This window comes from Mycobacterium sp. DHQP2018-32-09 (genome assembly GCF_058148405.1).
The window spans coordinates 79,696-99,395 of the sequence record NZ_JBYVYK010000016.1 but is presented as its reverse complement, the minus strand read 5'-3'; the positions used below and the strand labels follow the sequence as shown (position 1 = coordinate 99,395).

General features: G+C 72.1%; 18 protein-coding genes. 10 read left to right on the top strand and 8 right to left on the bottom strand.

Going from position 1 to position 19,700, the window contains the following annotated elements:
• Positions 1 to 188: 188 nt before the first annotated feature.
• Positions 189 to 1,415: a cytochrome P450 gene (locus AC30CM_RS10425; RefSeq protein ID WP_490116786.1), complete on the bottom strand. Its 1,227-nt coding sequence runs from the start codon at positions 1,413 to 1,415 to the stop codon at positions 189 to 191.
• Between the two features lie 186 nt (positions 1,416 to 1,601).
• Between AC30CM_RS10425 and AC30CM_RS10420 the strand changes: the two genes are divergently transcribed.
• Genes AC30CM_RS10420 through cobO form a run of 5 tightly spaced genes read left to right on the top strand, consistent with a single transcriptional unit; the run spans position 1,602 to position 6,252 of the window.
• Positions 1,602 to 2,177, top strand: a complete 576-nt coding sequence (locus AC30CM_RS10420; protein WP_490116785.1) for a TetR/AcrR family transcriptional regulator — start codon at positions 1,602 to 1,604, stop codon at positions 2,175 to 2,177.
• A gap of 7 nt (positions 2,178 to 2,184) precedes the next feature.
• Positions 2,185 to 2,964 carry a precorrin-4 C(11)-methyltransferase gene (gene cobM, locus AC30CM_RS10415; protein WP_490116784.1) on the top strand — a complete coding sequence of 260 codons (780 nt, stop codon included), beginning with the start codon at positions 2,185 to 2,187 and terminating at the stop codon, positions 2,962 to 2,964.
• Complete coding sequence (gene bluB / locus AC30CM_RS10410) at positions 2,961 to 3,608, top strand: 5,6-dimethylbenzimidazole synthase (protein WP_490116783.1); 648 nt, start codon at positions 2,961 to 2,963, stop codon at positions 3,606 to 3,608. The genes cobM and bluB overlap by 4 nt, the downstream gene beginning before the upstream one ends.
• 24 nt (positions 3,609 to 3,632) lie before the next feature.
• On the top strand, positions 3,633 to 5,636 hold the full coding sequence (locus AC30CM_RS10405; protein WP_490116782.1) for a VWA domain-containing protein: 2,004 nt from the start codon (positions 3,633 to 3,635) through the stop codon (positions 5,634 to 5,636).
• Between the two features lies 1 nt (position 5,637).
• Positions 5,638 to 6,252: a cob(I)yrinic acid a,c-diamide adenosyltransferase gene (gene cobO, locus AC30CM_RS10400; RefSeq protein ID WP_490116781.1), complete on the top strand. Its 615-nt coding sequence runs from the start codon at positions 5,638 to 5,640 to the stop codon at positions 6,250 to 6,252.
• A 38-nt stretch (positions 6,253 to 6,290) separates the two neighbouring features.
• Here cobO and AC30CM_RS10395 read toward each other — a convergent pair whose 3' ends face one another.
• A complete protein-coding gene (locus AC30CM_RS10395; RefSeq protein ID WP_490116780.1) occupies positions 6,291 to 6,815 on the bottom strand; it encodes a bifunctional adenosylcobinamide kinase/adenosylcobinamide-phosphate guanylyltransferase in 525 nt (174 codons plus the stop codon).
• 50 nt (positions 6,816 to 6,865) lie between these two features.
• Here AC30CM_RS10395 and AC30CM_RS10390 point away from each other — a divergent pair, with 50 nt between their 5' ends.
• From AC30CM_RS10390 to AC30CM_RS10380, 3 genes are read left to right on the top strand one after another with little or no spacing between them, the layout of a single operon-like run.
• Positions 6,866 to 7,795 carry a cobalamin biosynthesis protein gene (locus tag AC30CM_RS10390; RefSeq protein WP_490116789.1) on the top strand — a complete coding sequence of 310 codons (930 nt, stop codon included), beginning with the start codon at positions 6,866 to 6,868 and terminating at the stop codon, positions 7,793 to 7,795.
• A 52-nt stretch (positions 7,796 to 7,847) separates the two neighbouring features.
• A complete protein-coding gene (locus AC30CM_RS10385; protein ID WP_490116779.1) occupies positions 7,848 to 8,483 on the top strand; it encodes a GntR family transcriptional regulator in 636 nt (211 codons plus the stop codon).
• Entirely contained in the window at positions 8,480 to 9,745 is a 1,266-nt protein-coding gene (locus AC30CM_RS10380) for an MFS transporter (protein WP_490116778.1), read from the top strand. The genes AC30CM_RS10385 and AC30CM_RS10380 overlap by 4 nt, the downstream gene beginning before the upstream one ends.
• On the opposite strand, the gene AC30CM_RS10375 is transcribed toward AC30CM_RS10380, so the two are convergent.
• On the bottom strand, positions 9,742 to 10,605 hold the full coding sequence (locus AC30CM_RS10375; protein ID WP_490116777.1) for a DUF8686 domain-containing protein: 864 nt from the start codon (positions 10,603 to 10,605) through the stop codon (positions 9,742 to 9,744). The two genes, AC30CM_RS10380 and AC30CM_RS10375, sit on opposite strands and share 4 nt — an antisense overlap.
• 536 nt (positions 10,606 to 11,141) lie before the next feature.
• Here AC30CM_RS10375 and AC30CM_RS10370 point away from each other — a divergent pair.
• Entirely contained in the window at positions 11,142 to 12,635 is a 1,494-nt protein-coding gene (locus AC30CM_RS10370; protein ID WP_490116776.1) for a hypothetical protein, read from the top strand.
• A gap of 12 nt (positions 12,636 to 12,647) precedes the next feature.
• Here the strand turns inward: AC30CM_RS10370 and AC30CM_RS10365 are convergent, their stop codons facing one another.
• From AC30CM_RS10365 to AC30CM_RS10350, 4 genes are all read right to left on the bottom strand, one after another.
• A complete protein-coding gene (locus AC30CM_RS10365; RefSeq protein ID WP_490116775.1) occupies positions 12,648 to 13,628 on the bottom strand; it encodes an LLM class flavin-dependent oxidoreductase in 981 nt (326 codons plus the stop codon).
• A gap of 41 nt (positions 13,629 to 13,669) precedes the next feature.
• On the bottom strand, positions 13,670 to 15,139 hold the full coding sequence (locus AC30CM_RS10360) for an amidase (protein WP_490116774.1): 1,470 nt from the start codon (positions 15,137 to 15,139) through the stop codon (positions 13,670 to 13,672).
• 42 nt (positions 15,140 to 15,181) lie between these two features.
• Complete coding sequence (locus AC30CM_RS10355) at positions 15,182 to 16,612, bottom strand: MDR family MFS transporter (RefSeq protein WP_490116773.1); 1,431 nt, start codon at positions 16,610 to 16,612, stop codon at positions 15,182 to 15,184.
• A 94-nt stretch (positions 16,613 to 16,706) separates the two neighbouring features.
• A complete protein-coding gene (locus AC30CM_RS10350; RefSeq protein WP_490116772.1) occupies positions 16,707 to 16,958 on the bottom strand; it encodes a hypothetical protein in 252 nt (83 codons plus the stop codon).
• Between the two features lie 185 nt (positions 16,959 to 17,143).
• Between AC30CM_RS10350 and AC30CM_RS10345 the strand changes: the two genes are divergently transcribed.
• Positions 17,144 to 19,165, top strand: coding sequence for an MFS transporter (locus AC30CM_RS10345; protein WP_490116771.1), 2,022 nt, complete (start codon positions 17,144 to 17,146; stop codon positions 19,163 to 19,165).
• Here the strand turns inward: AC30CM_RS10345 and AC30CM_RS10340 are convergent.
• The gene (locus AC30CM_RS10340) at positions 19,111 to 19,689 is read right to left on the bottom strand and encodes a TetR/AcrR family transcriptional regulator (protein ID WP_490116770.1); all 579 of its coding nucleotides are present in this window, start codon (positions 19,687 to 19,689) and stop codon (positions 19,111 to 19,113) included. The two genes, AC30CM_RS10345 and AC30CM_RS10340, sit on opposite strands and share 55 nt — an antisense overlap.
• Between the last annotated feature and the right edge of the window lie 11 nt (positions 19,690 to 19,700).

Below are 19,700 nucleotides of genomic sequence, written 5' to 3'. Positions count from 1 at the left end.
GAACACCTCGTCGAGGGTCACGGTGTCCAGGTCGCAGCCGGCGAACGCGGCCCGCAACCCCGCCACCGCCACCCGAACCTCACCCAACCCCACGACTCGAACATACATTCGACCACCGACACATCCGGGTGCTCGATGCACGGCGGATTCCACCTCTCGGCAACCCGATCACGGCGACTGGTCGAGCCTCACCCGACGTCGACGATCAGACGAAGAGACGACAGGCGACGCACGAGCAGGCTGGGCAACCACGGTCCGACGTGCTCGGCCGACAACCACCGGGTGCGTCGAAGCAGCCCTCCGATGACGATGGTCGCCTCCATTCGCGCCAGCGCCGCACCCACGCAGAAGTGCACCCCCTTGCCGAAGCCGAGGTGCCCCTTGCCGCCCGCACGGTCGAGCCGAAAGTCGTCGGGCCGGTCGAAGCGTGCGGGATCGCGGTTCGCCGCCCCCCACAGCAGCAGCAGTCGCTCACCCGCGGCCAGCGGGACGCCCGCCAGAACGCAGTCGGCGACGACGTGCCGGTAGTGGCCGCGGAATGGCGGCTCGACACGCAACACCTCCTCGAGGAACGCACCGAGAAGGCCGGGATCGGTGCGCACCGCACGTTGTACGTCCGCGCGCGTGGCGAGGACGTGCGCGGCCGACCCGAGCAACGATGCCGTGGACTCCCCACCCGCGCTGAACAGCGTGATCAGCATGATCTGGGCGGTCAGGGTGTCGATGACCCCCGACCGGCAGGCGCGGGCCAGGTCGCCGAGCAGGTCGTCACCGGGCGATGCGGTGGCGCGTTCGAGATGATCGGCGGCGTAGCCGGCGAGTTCCCCCACGGCCGCGCTTGCGGCGGCCAGGTCGTCCGGACCCGACAATCCCTCCAGCAGTTGGGTACTGGCGTATCCCCAGGCAACCAGCTGGTCGACGTCGTCGTCGGGAAACCCCATCAGCCTGGCGACGATCATCATCGGCAGGCGATTCGCCACGGTGGACATCCACTCGATCGACTGCGGCTCGAATCCGTTGCGCCACAGTGATTCGTCGAGATCCTGCACCAGCGGTCCCAACGCCTTGATCCGCCGAGCGGCGAGCTGCGGGATCAGCAGCTTGCGGTGCGTCGCGTGCGCGGGGTCGTCGGCGGTGGCCAGCACGTGCGTGGCACCGCCGAGCCCGTCCATGGCGAAGGTGCCGACCGTACCGTCGCGGGACCGCACGAGCGTCGCGGTGAGGTTCGACGAGAAGTCTCCGGGTCGCGCGAGGACCTCCTCGATCGCAGAGCAGCCGGAGACGGCGTGGCAATCGGTGTCGCCGATGGGGTGCACCATCCCGGTCGCATGCATCCCCGCGTACAAGGGGGCGGGATCCTGGATGCAGTCGTCGTCGAGGAGACGAAGCCCGAGCCCACCGTCGATGATCGCCACCTCCGAAGGGTCGACCGTCTCGGGCCAAGGCGTCAACGAACGGTGCGAAGTCGACATCGCCCACACGTGTGGTCGTGGGACGCGACGTCTCGTGATCGGCCGTCGACCAGCAGCCCTGCTTGATACGTTGTGCCGCATCCGTCTCACGCTGCGAATCGTGAGCGTCGAGGCGCAAGGGGACGACGCATGGTGTCGCGCGACTGGCTGGTGGGCGATCGGCGCACCGCTGCAGCCGAGAAGATCTACGCGGCTGCGACGGAATTGATGGCGCGCCGGGGTTACGAGGGGCTCGACGTCGACGTGCTCGCGGCGCGGGTGCACTGCTCTCGGGCGACGGTGTACCGGCACGTGGGAGGCAAGCGCCAGATTCGCGACGTCGTCGTCGCACGCGCCGCGCAGCGCATCGTCACCCGAGTGCGAGCCGAGGTCGACGGGGTCAGCGGCCGCGAGCGCGTCGTCAGCGCGATCCTGCTCGGCCTCGAGTACACCCGGACGGATCCGCTGGGACGGCTCGTGACCGCCGCCCTTCGCGGCGCCGACCAGATGGGCTGGGTCACGGAGACGCACGTGTTCGCCGATCTGGGTGCAGAACTCGTCGGCGTGCCCGGGGACCGGCAGGCCGGTCAATGGATCGTCAGGGTCATCCTCGCCTTGACGTGCTGGCCCTTCGAGGACGGACGCGTGGAGCGGGAGGTCGTCGAACGCTTCGTCGGCCCCGCGTTCCAGGGCCCGTCGCGGGCCGATGCCCCGCGCAGGGGATGATGCAGGGATGCCCGAGGTCCCACCGGTCCAGTTCGTGGGCGCCGGGCCAGGCGCCGCCGACCTGTTGACGGTGCGCGCCACACGCTTGCTCGCCACCGCCGACGTCGTGCTCTACCCCGGCACCTATCTGGCCGCCGAGGTCCTGGAGAACTGTTCGGCCACGGCCAATTTCATCGACACCCAGCGCCTCGACCTCGACGCCATCACCACCGCGATGGTCACCGCGCACCGCAGCGGGCAGGCCGTCGTGCGGCTGGTGTCCGGGGACCCGTCGATCTACAGCGCGCTGCACGAGCAGACCCGCCGCCTGGACGCCGAGGGCGTGCCGTGGACCGTGACACCGGGCGTCCCGGCCTACGCCGCCGCGGCGGCGCGGGTCGGTCGCGAGCTGACGGTCCCCCTGGTCACGCAGTCGGTGGTGCTGACCCGCACGCAGCAGCGCTCGACGGCGATGCCGGACGCCGAGAGCCTCACGGCGTTCGCGGCCACCGGTGCCACGCTGGTGCTGCACCTGGCGATCACCAGGACCCGTGAGCTGATGGCCGAGCTGACGCCCACGCACGGCGCGCACTGCCCCGTCGTGGTCGTCTACCGCGCGTCGCAGCCGGACGAGGTGGTGCTGCGCGGCAGTGTCGGCGACATCGCCGAGAAGGTCGAGTCCGCGGGCCTGCGCCAGGCCGCGGTGATCCTCGTCGGGCGCGCGCTCGCCGAATCGGCCGACCCTTGCGCCGGTGACAGCCACCTCTACGACCCGCACCGCGACCGCTCCCACCTGGGGCTGCCATGAGCCCGTCCACCGACCTCTACGACGTGGTGTTCCGCCGCCGCGACACCCGCCGCGAATTCACCGGCGCCCCGGTCGACGAGGCCACGCTGGAACGCGTGCTCGCGGCCGCCCACGCCGCGCCCTCGGTCGGCATGTCGCAACCCTGGGACTTCGTCCTGGTGCGGTCGGAGTCGACGTTGACCGCCTTCGGTGACCACGTCGCCGCCGAGCGCGCGGTGTTCGCCGCGGGCCTGCACGGCGAGCGCGCCGAGACGTTCGCCACGATCAAGATCGAGGGCATTCGCGAATCGGGGCTCGGCATCGTCGTCGGGTACGACCCCCACCGCGGCGGCCCGCAGATTCTCGGCAGGCACGCCATCCCCGATGCCGGGCTGTACTCCGTGGTGTGCGCCATCCAGAACCTGTGGCTCGCGGCCACCGCGGAAGGCCTTGGGGTGGGGTGGGTTTCGTTCTACCGCGAGGACTTCCTGCGGGAGCTGGTCGGCTTCCCCGCGCACGTGCGACCGGTGGCATGGCTGTGCGTCGGGCACGTCGCCACGCTTCCCGACGTGCCGGACCTGCAACGCCACGGCTGGCGCGGCCGCGATCGACTGGCCGACGTCGTGCACCCCGAGCGGTACACGGCGCGCCGACCGGCCCCGTGACGACGGTGCTAGCGTAAGCAGCCCATGGGCCAGTCCTATCCCTTCCCCGCGGTCGTCGGGGGCGATCCCGACGCGCCAGGCGGCCTCGACGACATGGCCTTGGCGCTGGTGTTGTCCGCCATCGATCCCGCCATCGGCGGCGTGCTGGTCCGCGGCGAGAAGGGCACGGCCAAGTCGACGCTGGTGCGCGCCCTGGCCGACGTGCTACCCGACATCCAGGTGTTCGCGGGCGACCGGTTCTCCACCGACCCGGCCAGGGGCGGCGCCTCGTCCCCCGATGGCCCGTTCGGCCCCGACGCCGTCGTCGAGACCAGGCCGGTGCGTTTGGTCGAACTCCCGGTCGGCGCCACCGAGGATCGCGTTGCGGGCTCGCTCCACCTCGAGCGCGCCCTGCGCGACGGCGCCGTCGACTTCGAACCGGGCCTGCTGGCCAAGGCGCACCGCGGGATCCTCTACGTCGACGAGGTGAACCTGCTGCACGACCACCTGGTCGACCTGCTGCTCGACGCCGCCGCGATGGGCCGCCTCACCGTGGAGCGCGACAACGTATCCGTCACGCACGACGCACGATTCGTGCTCGTCGGCACCATGAACCCCGAGGAGGGCGAGCTCCGCCCGCAGTTGCTCGACCGCTTCGGGCTCACCGTCGAGGTCGCCGCACCGCGAGACCCCGCGCTGCGCGCCGAGGTGGTGCGTCGCCGACTGGCCTTCGACGCCGACCCCGCGGCATTCCGCGCCGGCTGGGCCGACGCCGAGCACCGCTTGCGCGTGCGGATCGCCGCGGCGAGCGCCGGCGTGGCCGGCGTCACGATGACCGACGCCGCCCTGCTCAAGATCGCCGAGGTGTGTGCGGCCTTCGGCGTGGACGGCATGCGGGCCGACATCGTGATGGCCCGCACCGCGGCCGCCCACGCCGCCTGGCAGGGCCGGGAGGCGGTGACGGCCGACGACCTGCGGGTGGCGGCGCGGCTGGCGCTCCCGCACCGCCGCCGCCGCAACCCGTTCGACACCCCGGGTCTCGACGACGGTGAACTCGACGACCTGCTGCCGCCCGACTCCCCGCCCGACCCCGACGAGGGTCCCGAGGGCCCCGAGGGTCCCGACGATCCGGACGGTCCCGGCGGTGGCGAACCGACCCCGGCGCCACCGGGTGCCGATTCGCCGCAGGACGACCGAACTACCGGCGGCACAGCCGAATCGGGCGCATCCGAACCACCCGCGGTCCCCGCATCCGACCCCTATCGCACGCGCTTGTTCACGGTGGCCGGCGTCGGCAGCGGACAGGCAGGCCGGCGCAGCCGGGCCCGCACGTCGTCGGGCCGCCGCACCGGGGCCACCCCGGTGGCCGGCGAGGGCACCGGGGTACACCTGGTCGAGACCGTGCGCGCCGCGGCGCCGCGGCAGTGGGCGCGGGGCCGCACCGGGGGCCGGGTGCTCCTGCGCCCCGAGGATTTGCGGCGCGCGGTGCGCGAGGGCCGCGAGGCCAACCTGGTGCTGTTCGTCGTCGACGCCTCGGGGTCCATGGCGGCCCGCGAGCGCATGCGACAGGTGAAGACCGCCATCATGTCGCTGCTGCTCGACGCCTACCGCCGCCGGGACACCGTGGGCCTGGTGACGTTTCGCGACGTCGGAGCCGACGTCGCCCTGCCTCCCACCCGTTCGATCGACGCGGCGGCCCGGCGGCTCGACGACCTGCCCGCGGGCGGCCGCACGCCGTTGGCCGAGGGGCTGCTGTGCGCGGCCGACGTGGTGCGTCGCGAACGGCTGCGGGACCCCGGCCGTCGACCGCTGCTGGTCGTCGTGACCGACGGGCGCGCGACGGCGGGCGGCGACGCCGTCGCCCGCTCCCAGGCAGCCGCCGCGAGGCTGGCACGCGACCACGTCGCGGCGGTGGTCGTGGACTGCGAAAGTGGGCGCATGCGTTTGGGTTTGGCCCGCACGCTGGCCGAACACCTTGGTGCCGAACACGTCCCGCTGGCCCGCGTGGACGCCCAGGCACTCACCGACATCGTGAACGGAGCGGCCTGACATGCCCCGCGGCCTACCCACCGAGGTACCCGACGACAAGCTCACCACGCGACAGCGGCGCAACCGGCCGCTGGTGGTCGTGCACACCGGCGACGGCAAGGGGAAGTCGACGGCCGCGTTCGGGCTGGCGCTGCGCGGCTGGAACCAGGGGTTCCGCATCGGGGTGTTCCAGTTCGTCAAGTCGGCCAAGTGGCGCATCGGCGAGCAGACGGTGCTGGAGCGCCTCGGCGCCCTGCACGCGCAGACGGGCGAAGGTGGGCCGGTCGAGTGGCACAAGATGGGCTCGGGGTGGTCGTGGACGCGCAAGGCCGGCACCGAGGCCGACCACGCGGCCGCGGCCGTCGAGGGCTGGCAGGAGATCAAGCGCAGGCTGGCCGAGCAGACCCACGACCTCTACGTGCTCGACGAGTTCACCTATCCGATGACGTGGGGCTGGATCGACGTCGCCGACGTGGTGACCACGCTCGCCGAGCGGCCCGGCCACCAGCACGTGGTGATCACGGGACGCAACGCCGACCCCGCCCTGGTGGAGATCGCCGACCTCGTCACCGAGATGGGCAAGGTGAAACACCCCATGGACGCCGGACAGAAGGGCCAGCGGGGCATCGAATGGTGAGGCGCGGAATGGTGAGGCGCGGAATGGTGAGGCGCGCCCTAGAGCGTCAGCACGCGGCCCGCGATGACCAGGTGCACCTCGTCGCACACCTCGGCGACGCGCTGGTTGACCACGCCCAACAGATCGCGGAACACCACCCCCGAGCGGTGCGACGGGACCACGCCCAGGCCCACCTCGTTGGTCACCACCACGGCGTCCGGCACGCGAATCAAGGCCTCGCACAACGTGTTCAATCGCTGCTCCACGGCGGCCGCGCACCGCTGCGCGGGTTCGTCCCACAGTCCGAGGCCGTCGAGCACCGCCACCACCCAGGTGCCGAGGCAGTCCACCAGCACCGCGCGCTCCGCGGCGGCGACCGCCGCGGCGACGTCGGCCGTCTCCACGGTGCGCCACGTCGACGGCCGCCGAGCGCGGTGTCCCGCGACGCGGGCGTCCCAATCCGGGTCGGTGCCGTCGGCGGCGCGACCCGGTGCGACGTAGGTGACACCGTCGGCCCCGGCCAGCAACGCCTCGGCGTGCTTCGACTTGCCCGACCGCACTCCGCCGGTGACCAGAATCCGCACGCCGTCATCCTAGGTTCCGGCCGACGATCCGCCGGCCCACCGTGCACCCGCTGACCGCGCGCGCCGCGGGACTGCTGCTCGGTCACGTCGCCGACCGCGCGTTCGGCGACCCGCGCCGAGGGCATCCGGTCGCCGGATTCGGCCGTGCCGCAGCGGCACTCGAGCGAGCGACCTACGCCGACAGTCGGCGCCGCGGCATCGTCTTCGAGGTCGTGCTGGTCGGCGGCGTCACCGCGGCGGCCTGGGCCGTCGAGCGGCACATCCGACGACCGGCCACCCGGATCGCGGTGACCGCCGTGGCGACGTGGTGCGTACTGGGCGGCCGGTCGCTGGAGCGCGAGGCACAGGCCGTGTCGGACCTGCTGACCGCCGACGATCTCCCCGGCGCGCGGCGGCAGGTGCGCAACCTCGTCGGCCGCGACACCTCGAACCTGAGCGCCGACGAGGTGGCCCGCGCCGTCATCGAGTCCGTCGCCGAGAACTGCAGCGACGCCGTGGTGACGTCGTACGTGTGGGGTGCCGTCGCCGGCGTACCGGGCCTGCTCGGCCACCGCGCCGTCAACACGCTCGACGCGATGGTCGGGCACCACAGCGACCGGTACGAGCGGTTCGGGTGGGCGGCCGCGCGGTGCGACGACCTCGTCGGCCTGCCGGGTTCGCGGCTGGCCGGGCTGCTCACGGTGGCCGCAGGCCCGGACCGGGCGGGCGCGGTGACGGCATGGCGGCGCGACGCCGCGGGCCACCCCTCCCCCAATGCCGGGGTGATCGAGGCGAGCGTGGCCGGGGCCCTGGGCATCCGACTGGGGGGAACCAACACCTACTACGGCAACCGCACCGAGCATCGGGCGCTGATGGGACACGGCCGCCCGCCGGCGCCGGCCGACATCGCGCCCACCATCGCGCTGGCGCGCACGGTGGGCTGGGGTGCGGCGCTGGTCGCTGCGGGCGGCTGCCTGCTGCGGGCACGGGGCCGGGCGTGATGCTCGTGACAGCTTGCATGCAACCTTGCATGCAAGGCGTATCGTCGCGGTCGTGGCACTTCACGACTCGTCGTCGGCGCAGCGCGCCTACGCGCTGACCAAGGAGCAGATCCTGGCCGGCGAACTCCGGGGCGGCCAACTGCTCAGCGAGGTCGAGGTGGCCGGTCGGCTCGGCGTCAGCCGCACCCCCGTGCACGAGGCCTTCCTGCGCCTGGCGGCCGAGGACCTGCTGGACCTGCAACCCCGCCGCGGCGCCGTGGTGGTGCCGGTGGATCCCGGCGACGCCGTCGACGTCCTCGAGATGCGCCTGGCGCTGGAGACCGCAGCGGTCCGGCGGCTGTGCCACGACCCCGACGCCGTCGCGCGGTTGTCCGCCGAACTCGAGGACCTCGTCGAGGAGCAGCGCCGCAGTGCAGGCGACGCCACCGCCTTCGCAGCAGCCGACGCGGCGTTCCACCGACGCATCGTCGATCACGCGGGAAACGCCCTGGCGCGCCGGTTCTACGGCGCCCTGCACGATCGGCAGCGGCTGATGCTCAACGCCGTCGCCGCCGACGCCCACCGCCACGCTCGGCTCGTCGACGAACACGGTCGGCTGGCCGAGGCCATCGACCGCCGGGACCTGCCCACCTTCGAGGCGCTGCTGGTCGCGCACCTCGAAACCACCTACCGGGTGCACCTGCGATGACCGACGTGCTGACGAGCCCTCCCGCAGCCGCGCGGCGCCGACGGCTGCGGCCACGGCGGCTGAGTCCGTGGCTGGCCGTGGGCGTCGCCATGTTCTGCATGGGCTGGGGTGGCAACCAGTTCACGCCGCTGCTCGTCGCCTACGCCCAGCACGGCGGTTACACCCGCGTGGACGTCGACGTCCTGCTGGGCGCCTACGTGCTGGGGTTGATCCCCGGCCTGCTCGTGGCGTCGGCGTTCTCCGACCGGCACGGCCGCAGGCGGGTGACGGTGGTCGGGCTCGTCAGTTCGGCCCTGGGCAGCCTCGTCATCGCGGCCGGCGACGTGTGGGGGTTCGGTCCCCTGTTCGCAGGTCGCATGCTCAGCGGAGTCGCGGTCGGCATCGCCATGGCCGTGGGGTCGGCCTGGATCATCGAACTGTCGACGCCGCCGTACGGCGGCCCCGCCCCCGGGGCCGGCGCCCGCCGCGCGTCGATGGCCCTGACCCTCGGATTGGGCTTCGGCCCGCTGTGCGCCGGGCTGCTCGCGACGTTCGCACCGCTGCCCCTGGTGCTCACCTACCTGGTGCAGGCGGCCGCGTGCGTGCCCGCACTGTGGGCGGTGTGTCGGCGCACCGTCGACACCCAGCGCGTGGCGCCTGCCCGCGGGCTGTTGCGCCGCCTCGCGGTGCCCGCCGCCGCGCATCCCCGTTTCACCCGCGTCGTGGTCCCCATGGCGCCGTGGATCTTCGGCTCCGCGGCGGTCGCCTACGCGATCATCCCCTCCCTGGTCGCGGATCGGCTGGGCCCGTGGGCCTTGCCGTATACCGCCGGGCTCACGGTGCTGACGCTGGCGTGCGGCGTCGCCGTGCAACCGATCGCGCGGCGGCTCGACGACCGTTCGAGTGCCCGCGCGATCGTGGTGTCGATGGCGCTCGTCACCGTCGGGGTGTTCGCCGCCGTCGCCACCGCCGTCGTGCGCTCGCCGATCCTCGCCCTGGCCGTCGCGATGCTGCTGGGCAGCGCATACGGGATCGCCGTCGTCTCGGGCCTGTTGGAGATCCAGCGGATCGCCGAGCCACACGAGCTGGCGGGGATGTCGGGCGTCTACTACTCGTTGGCCTACGTCGGCTTCCTGCTGCCTGCCGTGCTCGCCGCCCTGGCGCACTACGTCGGTTATCCCCAGATGCTGGCGGGCGTCGGCGTGCTGGCGGCGGCGTGCACGCTGCGGTGCGCATCGGGCTGGTCGAAGCACGTGACGCCGAGGACGCCGCACGCGAGTTAGCCCGAGTCGGCGGCGACCTGGTGGCGGTACCCGACGACGACGCTGGTGATGAGCGAGACCGCGATCACCGCCTCGGCGATGAAGAATGCGGCGAAGTCGATCAGCGAGCCGATGGGCGGATTGCCGGGAACCGCGTTGCGCAGCGGCACCATGGCGAACAACAGCGCGCCCATCACGGAGTACGCGCCGTACACCACGCCCTGGCGGGTACGCACGACGTAGAACGCGACGACCGCCGCCGAGGCGGCCAATCCCAGCATCAGCACCATGACGAACACGCCGAACACGATCGTCGGCACGCTGCGGCGGGCGTCGACGGCGAGGTTCAGCCAGCCCTGCTCGGGCGCCAGGCCCGGCGTCACCGCGAAGAACGCGTCGATGTTGGCGACCGACACCTCCAGCGGCAGGGGTTGGCCGTCCGGGCCGAGGACCTGGATGGACGGAAAGGACTTGTACCGGTCGAACGGGAAGTCGGTGATGCCGCCGTTGAGCGCGAAGTCCTGGATCACGGTCTGGAACAGGTCACCCTTGGCGAACTTGGTGACGCTCGACCGCAGCGCGTTGGTCTCGACCGTGATGTTCTCGGTGAGCCCGTCACCGAGGCCGCCGAGCGGACCGTCCTCCAACTCCAGCTCCGCCGTCATCGTCTGGTTGTGCACGTCGATCTGGGTGATGAACATGTCCAGCGACACCACGTCGGGGCCGTCGGAATCGGGGGTGCCGAAGGGGGCCGACGTCTGCTGGGTGAACGAGCGACTCGCCAGGAACCCGCCGACGCTGCAGGCCATCACGATCGCGATGACGACGAAGACCACCGCGATCCGGGCACCACGGTCCAGGCGGCGGCCGGTCGGTGTCATGAGCGGCAGGCTACCGGCGCCGCGTCGTCGACGCGGGTCGACACGGTCACGAACGCGGCGCGATCCGCGAGAGCGCCGACGACGGACGTCGCGCGTGGCGGCCCGCGACCGCTAGCCAGGCTTCACAGGCGTGTGGACCACGCTTGTGGACCGCGGTCCGATTTACCGCACGACGGTGCGACCCGGCCCGCCGATCACGTTCGCGACGCACGCTCGGCGCGGACTGGCAATCTTCGCGCCGACGGCTCGGCGGCCGGCCAACCGCACGGTCGAGATGCGAGCACGCTGTTCACCTGCGGATTTAGGGACGTACCCACCGGGAACGCGAACGGCGTTGGCGCCGCGCCGGCAAACTACACCAATGTAATAGTGATGCACGTCACATACTTTTGGTACGGACGTGGTTTCACAACGGGGCCGAAAGTATGCAGAATGTTCACCGAGGGGCGCTCTTACGGAATCGTCAAATTAGCTGTCGGCGCCACCGCATGCGACCACCATGCCCGCAGCGGCGACGACGTGTCGAGGAGCGCACCATGACCGACCTAGCCGTCGGGGCCGTCGGGGCCGTCGGGGCCGTCGGGCCGCATGCCGCAACGCACGTCCCGCTGCCGCGACGCCACCTCCGGCGCGAGCGTTTCGGTTTCTGGCCACGGCTGGCCACCGCCGCCGCGCTCACCGCCGTCGCGTCCGCACCGACCTACGTCGCCGCCGTCGGCGACGCCCTGGCCGGCTCCCGCACCGCCTACGTCGTCGTGGCACCGCTGCTGGTCCTGCTGGTCGTCGTCGGCCTGCGCACCCGTGCTGCCGTGGACGTCCGCGATTCCCGCTCCGACTGGATCCTGGCCATCCTGCTCGGGGTCCCGGTGTGTACCGGCATCGCCGTGCTGCATCACCGTTCGCCGGCCATGGCGGTGCTCTGGCACGTCGATCGCCTGCTGCCCCCGGTGTACTTCGCGATGGCCATGGCGGTGCTGTTCGGCGTCCGCTACGTCGCGCGAACCTGGGACGTCTGGGCGTTCGCACTGGCCTGTGCCACCCCTGTGCCCTACCTGTTGGCTGCGGCCGCGGTCGGCGGATCCGACGCCACCACCGCCATGGTGACCGCGATCCTGGCCACCACCGCCGTGCACCTCGCCACCCGGACCGCGCCACCACGCGACCGCATCCTCGCGACCATGGGCAACGCCGTGGCATCCAGCGGCGCGGTCGTCGCGCTCACCGCGGTGCGAGCGCCACTGCCCTGGATGGTGTTCGTCGTGGGTGCGTTGTTCCCGCTGGCCACGGTCACCCTGGTCACGCTGGTCGCGCGCGTGGGCGGGCGACGTCCCCGCACCTTCGCACCCGCCCGGCGTTCCCCGGGGCACACCTCGCGCGCCTCGCTGGTCACCCTGGCCGTGCTCGCCGTGCTGTGCGGTGCCGTCGACTCGCCCCCGAAGCCGGCCCTCGTCGTGGATTCTGCTGCCGCCGAGTGGATCACGCTGGCGGGTCTCGAACGACCCGTCGCCGACTACCCCGCCGTGACGGCGCTCATCGGGCCCGCGGGCACCCTGCGTCGCTACGAGGTGCCCGCCTACTTCGGCCTGCCCGCCGCGGCGATCGACGTGCTCACCGTGCCAACCCTCGAACTGCTCGACGGCATCGGCGTCGCGATCTCCTACCCCACGTCGGGCGCCGTCGAGCACGTGCCCGTCGACGCCCCGGGCCTGCCCCGCGACACGCGCGCGGCGCACGGCGCCACCACCGTTGACGGCCCCTGGTACGCCCTCGACTGGACCTGGCGCGCGGACGACGTCGTCCAGCAGGTGACCGTGGTGGTGGGCCAGAGCGCTGATCGCCTGCCACCGGCCCCCGCGGTGCCCTCGGCGCTCGACGTCGGCGTACAGCCGCTGCGGTCTCTCGTGGAGCGCTCGTCCGCCATCCCCGCACCGGTGGACGGGGACATGGCCTCGCGGGCGCTCGACGTCGCGACCTGGCTCACCTCGCAGGCCACCTGCTGCCAGACGGGCACTGCGCCGGCCGGCATCTGACGAAGACCTGGCTCAGCCGTTGGGGCGCATGGGGTTGTCGCCACGTGCGTGAGCCTGGGCCTGGACCTGAGCCTGGGCCTTCATCGTCGGCGCCACGCGCTCGCCGACGAACGCGACGAAGTCCTCGACGTCCGCGGTGGCGGTGGGCTGCAGCACGATCGTGTCGGCGCCGGCGTCCACCCAGCGGCGCGCACCCGCGGCAACGGCGTCGGCGTCGCCCGCCACCCCCACGTCGGTCGCGGGATCGAAGCCCCAGAAGGCGATCTCGGCGGCCAGGTCGTCGTGCGCGGTGGGACCGGTGGTGCAGGGAACGTAGGCCACCACCGAGTGCGGCGCGGCGGCCACACCCCATCGCTCGGTCGGTGCCTCGCGCCGTCCCTCGCGCACGTGCGCGAGCGCCGCGCGCAGCACGTCCGGCGACGTCCCGCCGGAGATCACGGTACCGTTGGCCAGTTCGCCGCTCAGTCGCAGCGTCTTGGGACTCGTTGCGGCACAGAGTAATTCGGTACCGTACGGGGCCGGCCAGTCCAGCGCGACGTCGTCGAGGTGCACGTAGCGCCCGTCGAACGTCACCCGCTCGCCCGCCAGCAGTGCGCGCAGACACGACAGGTACTCGCGCAGCAGCGTCATCGGCGAGGCGACCTTCGCGCCGATCTGGCCCATCCACTCCTGGACCCCATGGCCCACGCCGACGCGCACCCTGCCGGGAAACGCCCGCGCCAACGTCGCGATCTCCATGGCGGTGAGCGCGACGTTGCGCATCGGCACGGGCAGCACGCCCACCCCGACGGTGAGGCGGTCACTGTGGGACAGCGCGAGGGCGGCGGTGGCGACGCCGCCGGTCAGGAAGCAGTCCTCCCACAACCACAACTCGTCGACGCCTGCGGCATCGGCGGCACGGGCCGTGGCAGCGAGTCGCTCGGGCGCGACCTGGGGGCGGTACACGCAGCCCACCCGGAGACGGTGCGACGTCGACTCTGACACGACGGCCATGATGCCAGTGCCGCACCCGACCGCGCGGTGCACCCCGCTAGCTAGAGCGGTGCCACCCGATCGAACCACGGCAGTGCGCGTTCCAGTTGCGCGGCAAGGGAGATCAACAGCGGTTCGCCTGCCAGCGGTGCCACGAACTGCACGCCCAGCGGCAACCCGTCGGCCGTCCAGTGCAGCGGCAGCGAGATGGCGGGCCTGCCCGTCACGTTCGCCAGCTGGGTATAGGGCACCCAGCCGAGGTTCTTGTCGACCATGTCGTCGACGATCCTGGTGTGGCTCAACACCTTCGCCGTGCGCGTCCGGAGCAACAGGTCGGCCGCCCGCTGCAGGGACACCGGCAGGTCGAACTCGCCGACCCGCGGGGGCGGGGTGGCCAGCGTCGGCGTCAGCAGCAGGTCGTAGGAGTCGAAGAACGTCGTGAGCCTGCGGGTGTGTTCGTGGCGCCGCTCGACGGCGTCGACGTAGTCCAGGCCGCTGGTCGCCCGTCCCAGCGCGGCCATGATCAACGTGTCGCGTTCGAACGCGTCGTCGCCCGCGCCGGTGAGCTTCTTGGCCTGATCCACCTGCCAGGCGATGTAGACGAACCACGTCAGCAGGAAGTCCTTGGCCAGCGTCGCGTCGTCGAACGGCGCCTGCGGCAACTCCTCCACGTGGTGGCCGAGGTCGGTCAGCACGCGTGCCGCGGTGTCGACGGCGGCGCGGGCCTCGGGATGCGGCGTCGGCGTGATGGCCGAGGGCACGCGCACCCCGATGCGCAGCGGTCCCGGTTCGCGTTCCAGCGCCGAGGTGAACGACGTCGCGGGCATCGCAGGCACGTACGGCCCCCACGGTTCGCCTCCGCACATCACGTCGAACATCGCGGCCGTGTCGCGCACCGACCGTGACACCACGCCCTGCACTGCGGCCCCGTGCATGAACTCGGCGCTGGCCGGCCCCATCGGCGTCAACCCGCGGCCGGGTTTGAGACCCACCAGCCCGCAGCATGCCGCGGGGATGCGCGTCGACCCGCCACCGTCGTTCGCGCCGGCGCAGGGCACGATGCCCGCCGCCACCGCGGCGGCCGAACCGCCCGACGAGCCGCCGGGGGTGCGTTGCAGGTTCCAGGGGTTGCGCGCCGGACCCCAGACCGTGGGCTCGGTGATGCCCTTGGCGCCGAACTCCGGGCAGTTGGTCTTGCCGAAGATCACCAAGCCGGCGTCGAGCCAGCGGCGCACCACGGTCGCGTGCTCGGCGACGGGCATCGCACGCAGCGATCGCGATCCCCCGGAGGTGGGCTGCCCCGCGTAGTCCTGCGCGAGATCCTTGAGGAGGAAGGGCACTCCGGCGAACGGCCCCGCGGCGTCGTCGGCCGGCGCCGCCGGGACGTCGCGCACGATGGCGTTGATGGACGGGTTGACCCGTTGGGCCCGGGCCCGCGCCACGGCGAGCAATTCGGCTGCCGACACCTGCTTGTCGGCGACCAGGCCCGCCAGACCGGTGGCGTCGTACGTGCGGTACTCGTCGAACTCCATGCCAGGGACCCTAGTGAAGCGCGGGGGTGCCCGCCGCGGAGATCAGTGCACTGGCGTCCCGCCTGCGGGAAGTGGCCGGCGTCCCGTGAAGAGCCCGACGACGACCACCACCACGCCGATCACCGCGGCGACCGTGAAGGCCGCCCGCACCCCCGGCAGGTCCGGGGCACCCCCGGATGCCGACGCCTTCGTCATGACGGTGATGAACAACGCGGTACCGGCGGCGCCTGCCACCTGCTGCAGCGTCGTCAGGATGGCGCTGCCGTGTGAGTACAGCCGGTCCGGGAGCGCGGCGAGGGCGTCGGTCATCAACGGCGTGAACATCATCGACAGCCCGAGCATCATGACCGTCATCAGGCCGATGATCTCCCAGATGGGCGAGGTCGCCGTCAGCGTCGCATAGCCCCACAGCGCCCCGCACAGCAGCAGCGAACCCGGGACCACCAGCAGTCGGGCGCCGTGGCGATCGTAGATCCGGCCGACCAGGGGACCCGCCAGGCCCATCAGGATGCCGCCGGGCAGGCTGACCACGCCGGCGACGAGCGCACTCTGCCGCAGCACGTCCTGCACGTACAGCGGCAGCATGATGATGGCGCCGAACAGCGCCATGAAGCCGAGGATCACCAGTACCAGCGACACGGTGAAGCGGCGATGCGCGAACGGCCGAAGATCCAGGAAGGCCCGGTCGCGCCGCTGCAGCCACACCTGGCGTGCGCCGAAGGCCACCATCGCGACGGCGCCGACGGACAGCGGCACCCAGGCGGCGATGCCCTGGCCGCCGTGATCGGATTCTCCGACGAGCGTCAGCCCGTACACCAACCCTGCGAACGCGACTGCCGACAGCGGGACCGACGCGGCGTCGATGGGGGTCGGCGTCGCACGTTCGGCGGCGACGTGCAGCCATGTCGCCCCCGCCGCGAGGGCCGCCGCGGCGATCGGTAGCACCAACCAGAACATCCAGCGCCAATCCAGCGCGCCGAGGATGAAGCCCGACAGGGTCGGTCCGACGGCCGGGGCCACCGCGATCACGATCGAGATGGTGCCCATCGTCTGGCCGCGGCGCTCGGCCGGGATGAGCGTCATCACCGAGGTCATCAGCAGCGGCACCATGACCGCCGTGCCACACGCCTGCACGACGCGCCCGGCGAGCAGCATCGCGAAACCCGGCGACATCGCGCACACCAAGGTGCCCAGGCAGAACAGCGACATCGACGCCAGGTAGATGCCCCGGACGGGGAACCGCTGCATCAACGATCCGGACATCGGGATGACCACGGCCATCGTGAGCAGGAAGCCACTGGTCAGCCATTGCGCGGTGCTGGCGGCCACGGAGAGGTCGACGATGAGGGCCGGCAGCGCGACGCTCATGATCGTCTCGTTGAGGATCATGACGAAGGCCGAGCCCACCAGGATCGCGATGATGACGGTGGCGCTGGCCGGGGCCCGCCGGCTGGTCGCCGCCTCGGTGGTCATGAAGTCTCCCAGTTAGTTCGTGTGGCTAACCAGGGTAAGGGGCGAAGGGCGGCCCCGGCGAATGAGTTTCACCGGGGCCGCAAGGCACGCGCTCTCAGCCGCGGGGGTCGACGCCGTTGTAGCCGGGACCGCCGGGAGAGATGTCGGCGCATTCGTCGGAACCGCCGCCGGCGCCGGTCGAGGACTGGCAGGGCGAGGGCGACGAGGTCTGCGTCACGGAGCTGCCGGCATCGGAGGGATCCGCGGAGGCGATCGGTGCCGCGCCGAACATCAGGGCGGCGGCGCCGAGGACGAGGAGGGTCGAGGCATCTCGGTACGGTCGTCGAATCGTGCGGCTGAACGTCATGGCGATGGGATTTACCACCGGCCCCGCAGCCAAACCCGATCGGCGCCAACGATTTCGCGTCGGCCGATGGTGACCAGGGTCACCTCGTTGCGCGGGAATATAGTTAGCACAGGTAACGTTGGCGGCATCGTGTCCCATCCCGATCGAGCAGCCCGCAGCTCCCGACCAGCCCCGAGGACCATCTGATGCGCCAGGGCCCCTTGGCCGGCCGATATCCGGCAGTGGCCGCCATGGTCACGTTCGCCCTCATCCCCTACCTTGCGCTGTCAGCCGCCATCGATCCCCTGGTGCCGATCATCACCCGGCAGCTGGGGATGACCGAGCAGACCATGACGCTGAGTTCGGGGCTGGGCAACGCCGCGTACGCCGTCGGCACCGTGCTGGCCGTGCAGTTCGCCCAGCACCTTCCGCAGCGTCGGATGCTGCTGGCGTACGCGGTGCTGCTCGTCGTCGGTTCCGTGGTGGCCGCGGCCGCGCCGAACGGGACCACGTTCATCGTCGGACACGTCCTTCAGGGTCTGGCCACCAGCATGCTGCTGATCGCCGCCGCTCCCCCGCTGACCATCGGCTTCCCCCGGGACAAACTGCGCAACACGGCCGTCATCATGAACATGTGCGTGTTCGGCGCGGTGGCGTTGGGACCGTTCATCGGGGGCGTGCAGGCCGAGGCGCAGGCCTGGCGGCCACTGTTCTGGATCGTGGCCGGAATCGCCACGGTGGCATTGCTTCTCGCGATCCTGACGTTCGAGGACGCGCCTCCTGCCGACCGCGACGCGCCGCGCGACCTGACGGCCATCGCGCTCGCCGCGGTGGGCTGTACGGCCGCGTTCGTCGGCGCCGCACAACTCACCAGCCACGACTTCGGCGACCTGGCGGTGACGGTGCCGATGTTCGGCGGTCTGGCGCTCATCGTCGCGTTGATCGTCTACCAATTCCGCTCCGCACGGCCGCTTCTCACGATCCGCACCATGCTCACCAGCGCCATCCCGGTCGCCGGCGTCGGCGTCGCACTGTTCGCCGCGGCGGCTTCGGTGGCCGCGACCGCGCTGACGGCCGCGGTGTTCCTGCAGACCTACGGCCCGGTGCACGTCGGCCTGCTGTACCTGCCGGAACTCGGCGGCGCCGTCGTCATGGCGTTCGTGTTCGGCGCCGTCATCACCCGCCGGGCCATGCACTATCTGCCGCTGGTCGGCCTGGCGCTGCTGGCGGCCGGCATCGTGGTGTTCCGCTACGCGCTGCCCGCCAACCAACCGCTGGCGCTCATCGGGGCGGGGCTGACGGGTCTGGCGCTCGGGGCGACGGTGGCCCCCGCACTGTTCGTCGCGGGCTTCTCGTTGCAGTCGAACAGCCTGCAGCGCGTCTTCGCCATCATCGAACTACTGCGCGCCGTCGCGGCGTTCATGGTGGCCCCGATCTTCGTCCACTTCGCCACGGCGGGAGGCGATCTGCTCGGTGGCACCATCACCGCGCTGTGGGTGGGCTTCGGACTCTCGATCGCCGGCGCCGTGTTCGGCGTGGCGGTCTACCTGCTCAGCGGTGCGCGGCCCAGCACGCCCGATCTCGACGAGTTCCTCGACGGTGACGCCCCGGCCTGGTACTCCCCGCCCCTGTTGGCCCTGCTGCGCCGCGGCGTCGACGCCACCCCGCCCGCACCGTCGTCGACCGCAGCGGCCGTCGCGGCACCCCGCACCACCGCCGAGGGCCCGGTCGTCATCGCCTACGACGGTTCCCAGCGCGCGGCTCACGCCATCTCCGAAGCCGCAGAACAACTCTCGGGTCGTCGCGACGCCGTCGTGGTGTGCGTGTGGCAGCCCGTCGACGTGGGCTTCACACCCGTCGACGACGGGCACCTCGACGTCGATCGAGCCAGTGCGGTCCGCCACGCCGCCGAGCGCACCGCGGCACACGGCGCGGAGCTGGCACGGGCGGCCGGATTCGAATCGTGCAGCCTCGCGGTCGAGGCGGCGCCGACCTGGAAGGGCATCGTCGCCACCGCCGAGCAGTACGGGGCCAGCGCGATCGTGATGGCACCGCACCGGCGCAGCGGACTCATCGGTCATCTGCACGGCAGCGTGGCGGGAGCCGTTGCGGCCCATACCTCCGTGCCGGTGCTGCTGGTGCCCGAGCCGCAGCCGGGGCAGGCGCCTGCTGCTCAGCCCAGCGAGCACGCCGTCGCGGCGAACGCCCACAGCCGCGTCTCGACGTAGTCCGCGCTGCGCGTACCGGCCAGGACCGAGCCGGCGAAGCCGTCTTCGAGCATGACGAGGTCCTCGCCGATCGCGCGCGCGTCATCGGCGAGGACGAACGCCCCGCGGGCGGCGCCGTCGTCGAGGACGTCGGCGTAGATGTCGACCTGGCGGGCGACGAACTGCTGCCAGCGCGGCGCCTGCCCGGGTGCCCGCAGGACGTAGGGCTGCAGTTCGATGAGCAGGCGGGTGGTGTCACGTTGGCTCGGCGTGTGCGGCACCCCGCTGGCGATGCAGGCCCGCAGCCGCTGCGCGGGCTCGTCGTGCCGCTCGACGGCACGCCGGCGCGCGCCGCAGTACTCCTCGGCCGAGACGTCGAAGGCCTCGTCGAAGAGGGCGGGCATGTCCGGGTAGTGGTAGAGCACGCCCGGTGGGGTGACGCCCGCCGCGCCCGCGACGTCCGCAAGCCGGAGCCGGGCGATCCCGCGCTCGATCAATGCCGCCCGCCCGGCGTCGACGATCGCCGCCTTGCCCTTGCGCGCCATGACGCCTCCCT

Bases quoted from the DNA above. Each gene is read 5' to 3' on its own strand.
- AC30CM_RS10420 (WP_490116785.1), top strand. From the start codon at position 1,602: ATGGTGTCGCGCGACTGGCTGGTGGGCGATCGGCGCACCGCTGCAGCC.
- cobM (WP_490116784.1), top strand. From the start codon at position 2,185: ATGCCCGAGGTCCCACCGGTCCAGTTCGTGGGCGCCGGGCCAGGCGCC.
- bluB (WP_490116783.1), top strand. From the start codon at position 2,961: ATGAGCCCGTCCACCGACCTCTACGACGTGGTGTTCCGCCGCCGCGAC.
- AC30CM_RS10405 (WP_490116782.1), top strand. From the start codon at position 3,633: ATGGGCCAGTCCTATCCCTTCCCCGCGGTCGTCGGGGGCGATCCCGAC.
- cobO (WP_490116781.1), top strand. From the start codon at position 5,638: ATGCCCCGCGGCCTACCCACCGAGGTACCCGACGACAAGCTCACCACG.
- AC30CM_RS10380 (WP_490116778.1), top strand. From the start codon at position 8,480: ATGACCGACGTGCTGACGAGCCCTCCCGCAGCCGCGCGGCGCCGACGG.
- AC30CM_RS10375 (WP_490116777.1), bottom strand. From the start codon at position 10,605: ATGACACCGACCGGCCGCCGCCTGGACCGTGGTGCCCGGATCGCGGTG.
- AC30CM_RS10370 (WP_490116776.1), top strand. From the start codon at position 11,142: ATGACCGACCTAGCCGTCGGGGCCGTCGGGGCCGTCGGGGCCGTCGGG.
- AC30CM_RS10365 (WP_490116775.1), bottom strand. From the start codon at position 13,628: ATGGCCGTCGTGTCAGAGTCGACGTCGCACCGTCTCCGGGTGGGCTGC.
- AC30CM_RS10360 (WP_490116774.1), bottom strand. From the start codon at position 15,139: ATGGAGTTCGACGAGTACCGCACGTACGACGCCACCGGTCTGGCGGGC.
- AC30CM_RS10355 (WP_490116773.1), bottom strand. From the start codon at position 16,612: ATGACCACCGAGGCGGCGACCAGCCGGCGGGCCCCGGCCAGCGCCACC.
- AC30CM_RS10350 (WP_490116772.1), bottom strand. From the start codon at position 16,958: ATGACGTTCAGCCGCACGATTCGACGACCGTACCGAGATGCCTCGACC.
- AC30CM_RS10345 (WP_490116771.1), top strand. From the start codon at position 17,144: ATGCGCCAGGGCCCCTTGGCCGGCCGATATCCGGCAGTGGCCGCCATG.
- AC30CM_RS10340 (WP_490116770.1), bottom strand. From the start codon at position 19,689: ATGGCGCGCAAGGGCAAGGCGGCGATCGTCGACGCCGGGCGGGCGGCA.